At 58.4% G+C, this 3,007-nt stretch carries 3 protein-coding genes; all 3 read left to right on the top strand.

What is annotated here, in order from left to right; genetic code table 11:
- The first annotated feature begins 161 nt into the window (after positions 1 to 161).
- Entirely contained in the window at positions 162 to 1,454 is a 1,293-nt protein-coding gene (locus NW820_RS11540; protein WP_414407548.1) for a D-alanyl-D-alanine carboxypeptidase, read from the top strand.
- Between the two features lie 224 nt (positions 1,455 to 1,678).
- Positions 1,679 to 1,948 carry an IS630 transposase-related protein gene (locus NW820_RS11545; RefSeq protein WP_414328998.1) on the top strand — a complete coding sequence of 90 codons (270 nt, stop codon included), beginning with the start codon at positions 1,679 to 1,681 and terminating at the stop codon, positions 1,946 to 1,948.
- Between the two features lie 161 nt (positions 1,949 to 2,109).
- A partial coding sequence (locus NW820_RS11550; protein ID WP_414407549.1) for a fructosamine kinase family protein occupies positions 2,110 to 3,007 on the top strand: 898 nt, incomplete at its 3' end.

Below are 3,007 nucleotides of genomic sequence, written 5' to 3' on the forward strand. Positions count from 1 at the left end.
TGGGATCCCTGACAAGCAAAAGATGGGCTTGCCTTGGCCGGAGTCGATAACGCTGGAAAAGGCTGGCACAGAGATTTGCCAAGGCAGTTCGGATGGCACTAGAGTAGCGTCAAGTCTTTTGCCAGCCCGTTGTCCTTTGCAAGTGTCTTTGTGAGGTCATCATGCCGCTTATCCCACAGGGGTTGCGCCCCCATCGTCGTCTCCTCTGGGCAGGGATCCCGTTAGCTGGTGCTTTGGCCTTGGGGGCCTGCTGGAGCAACCCCACAGGTGCTGAAGTCGAGTCTCCCACATTGACTCAGAATCCCTTCCCCCCCATCCCCACTCCACCGCCGCCGCTGCCTTCCCCAAGTGGGACTCCGGGCCTTCCCCCTTGGTGGCCCCGCGCCCAATCGCCGCAGTGGGAAGATTCTCCTTACGCTTCGGTCTTGTCCGGCTTTTTGCAAGGATTGGCGGCCCAAGGGGGAGCGCTCTCTCAACAGGGGATCCTGCTCTGGACGCCGGAAGGGGAGCTGTTGGCGGAGCATGGGCCGGATCGACCTTTGCCGGTGGGAGCCTTGGATCAGTTGGCCATCAGCTTGATGGCCCTGGAGACTTGGGGTTACGAGCATCGCTTTGAGACCCGCTTCTACACCACAGGCCATCGGTTGGGCCATCGCTTGACGGGAGATTTGATCCTGGTGGGTGGCGGGGATCCCTATTTCACGGAAGCGAATGTGGCAGAGCTGGCCCGCCATTTGCATAGCCTCAACATTCGCCAGATCGACGGGGATGTGAAGGTGTTGCCCCCCTTCCGTTTGCTGGGCCAACCCGATCCTTTGGGCGGCGCTCAACGTTTGGCAGAACTCCTCAGCAATACTCAACAACCCCATCCGGTTGTCATTCGCGGCTCGGTGTCAGTCCTAACAGCCCTCCCCGCGGACGCCCACTGCCTGGCCAGCTACACCTCGCTACGGCTGGGATCCCTGTTGCAGATCCTCAATGGCAGCAACGACCGAGCCATGGCAGAAGCCCTGTTGGCGGAACTGGGGGGCGAAACAGCCCTGCTGGAGTACCTGCGGCAGCGGTTGGTGGCTCAGCCCATTTCCCGCCTGGATTCCCAAATGGCCCCCGCCGAGCAAGACATTCGCCTGGGGCAAAGAGGGCGAGCGCTGTACCTTTCCCCCCGCGCCCTAGCTCATCTCTGGGAACACCTGGTAGATTTCACAGATGGGGATCCGACTCGGATCTTGCCCAGAGCGGGCACTGGCCACAGCACCCTGCGGGCGCGCACCTTGCCCCCAGGCACGGCTGCTCAGGTGGGATCCGCTGCGGATCGGCTGATGACGATGGGGCAGCTGCCGAATGGCATCCACTTTGTCCTGCTCAACCAAGGTCCTGACCTGGGCATTTTGCGCCAGCAACAGGATCAGTTTCTGCAGGATGTGGTGGCCATTTCTGAGCCTCTCCGCCGCTAATGCTGACCTCAATTCGAACTTAATTTGAGATACAGCTCTCCCCCCACTTTCCCCATAGGAGGCGGAAGCTCAAGACCCCAGAGCCCCACAGGTTAGGAACAGGGTCAATTCATTTAAGAATGAGACGGCCCTGCAGCTAAGAAGGCATGGAGGTAGACCTCAGGAGGAAGCTTAGACCTGAGAGAGAGTCATAGGGTATGTCCAGGAAGGGAGCAGTTGCACGGATGAACAAGGTTAGTCGTGCAACAGTTTATCGCTGGCTGAACCGAGAAGACCTGAGGCCGACAAAAGTCAAGACCCGCAAGCGCAAGATAGACTCGGCTGCCCTGCAGCAAGACGGAGACCAGTACCCAGAAGCTCGACTGAAGGATAGAGCCCGGTCTGGCGTCCAACCCGTCCTGCCAGCGGGACGGAGTCCTCGCGCTATTGACTGTGCTCTTGAGAATGAGAAGGTGAAAGTAGCACAAAAAAAGAGTTATGGTCATTTCAATTAAACCAGGAGACTGCGCCCACACCTAAAACTTTGAATGCACGGGGCCATAGGGCTTTTCTCAATGGCCCAGGCAATGGCTCAGGCGTCTCACCCTAACCTGAAATGACTACCCGAAATGACCATAAGTACCTGTTTTTCTCCGACAATTGACTTTTGCTGCTGATGCAAACTCTTTGGCAGACCATCGCCCAGCACCTTTCAGAAGCAACAGGGGATCCCATCCAGCCCCTACAGTATCGTTCTGTGGGCGGAGGCAGCATCAACGCCACCTATCGGTTTTCCTGCGCTTCCCAAAGCCCTCTTGCAGAAGGGGTAAAAGACTACTTCGTCAAATTGGCCCGTGGGGGAGAAAGGGCGCTGGAGATGTTTGCAGCGGAAGCTGCGGGCTTGCAAACCCTAGCGGCTGCCCAGGCCATTCGCGTGCCCCAGCCCATCATCTGGGGATCCGTAGGAGAGCAGGCTTACTTGGTGCTGGAATACCTGGAGCTAACCTCGCCCCGTCCGCAGACTGCGGGTTTATTGGGATCCCAGTTGGCCCAGTTGCACCGCACCCTATCCCCCAACGGCAGCTACGGTTGGGAGCGCGACAACACCATCGGCTCTACGCCTCAGATCAACAGTTGGCGGCAGAATTGGCCGGATTTTTATCGGGAACAGCGGCTGCTCTACCAGGTGAAATTGGCTTGCCAACAGGGGTATCGCGGCACGTGGGTGGCCCAAGCCGAACGGGTAATGGCGGAGCTAGAAGCTTTTTTTCAGGATTACAGGCCAGAACCCGCTCTGTTGCATGGAGATCTGTGGGGCGGCAACTACGGGGCCTTGGCCGATGGATCCCCGGTGATTTTCGATCCGGCCACCTACTACGGGGATCGAGAGACGGATCTGGCGATGACAGAACTGTTTGGCGGCTTTCCGCCGGAGTTCTATCGGGCTTATCAGCAGACCTATCCTTTGGATAAGGGATATCCTCACCGCAAGCCCCTCTACCAGCTCTACCACTGGCTCAACCATCTCAACCTGTTTGGAGAGGGCTACCTAGGCTCGGTGCAGCGGGCTTTGC

The organism is Synechococcus sp. R55.7 (genome assembly GCF_047461955.1).
Lineage (GTDB): Bacteria > Cyanobacteriota > Cyanobacteriia > Thermostichales > Thermostichaceae > Thermostichus.